Raw genomic sequence first — 1,239 nt, 5'->3', positions numbered from 1 at the left:
TCTCCGGGGGCAAACTCAGTTCAAACGGCTGACCGGGCGGCAAGACCAGTGGCTGATTTTTGATACCGTTCACCGGCGCGACCGCCGTGGGGGCAGAATGTATCTGACCGGTTTGTCGGTCTGTAATCGTGATATCGGTACCCTGTGGACGGGTATGCGCCTGCCAGGCCAGCGTTTTCAGGTCAATCGTTTCTATCACTGGGGCGGGGGCATAATTGCTGCGGCTTTTCCCCTGCGAGGTTTTGGTGCCACCGAACCCGAACTTTTTGTGTTTGGTCTTTTTGGCGTACCAGTGAGTTTGGCGACCTTCATCGGTAGTGATGCGTTCCCCCTGAGTGGCAATATTGTGCAATTCGCCGATTTCTCCATCCAGCGCCCCGCCGGCGACAATCTGGCTGTCGTGATTAGTGACCTGCGCACTGTTGAGCGTGATATTACCCCCGGCCAGAATTTTACCGGGGTCACTCTGTTTAACCTGAGTTTCCTTGACGGTCCGGGTGTACTGATATTCGTAAAAGTCATTACTGCGGCTGCCATCCGGCATGATGGCATCGTGCACTTTGTATTTATTGTGGCGGGAAGTGTCCACCTGTGACCAGTCATAGCGAGTGGTCTGGCCGCTTAGTACTGCGTCGTGATGCTGAGACTTTTCCGTTTCGACGACCTGAGTGACCAACCCGGCGTTGGTGTTGTTAATCTGGTCGGCATTCATCTTCAAGTGGCGCCCGGCTTCAATCGTCGCCGCGTGGTTATTGAGCTCTCGTGCCTGACCGGTAGCCGTCAGGGTATTATCCAACCGGCCGCCGATTCGCATGTCGCCCACGCTGTAAATCTGGGCATGGTGACTGTTGTTCAGTGTTCCGGTGCCAATATCCAGCCGGTCACGCGCCGCAATGACGGCGGTTTTGCCGTCCTGCGCGGTGTTATTCAACGTGCCCGTCTGGAGGGCGAGCCGGTCCCCGTAAATGCGCCCGGTGCCGGTATTGTTCAGGGTGTTAGCCGTGAGATGGGTCAGGCCGCCGTCAATCAATCCGGTATTGTTCAGGGTATCGTGAACGTTGATTTGCGTTTGTTTAGCGCTGATTTCGCCGGAGGCGTTATTGGTGAGATTCTGTGCGCCCAGATGCAGCGCCTGACCGGCTTTTATCTGACGGTCATTGATAAGATTACCGGCCGTTTTCAGGGTCAGATTGCCATTGGCCGCAGTGTTGCCGGTATGATGAAAATCCTCGGTTAAAG

At 55.4% G+C, this 1,239-nt stretch carries 1 pseudogene; it reads right to left on the bottom strand.

The window, feature by feature from the left end:
- A pseudogene (locus C6H66_RS25415) lies at nt 1-1,239 on the bottom strand (hemagglutinin repeat-containing protein); the annotation flags it as partial.

Source organism: Photorhabdus hindustanensis (assembly GCF_002968995.1).
In the GTDB taxonomy this organism is placed as follows: domain Bacteria; phylum Pseudomonadota; class Gammaproteobacteria; order Enterobacterales; family Enterobacteriaceae; genus Photorhabdus; species Photorhabdus akhurstii.
Note: the sequence above shows the minus strand (reverse complement) of the source record. Positions and strands in the feature narration are given on the sequence as shown.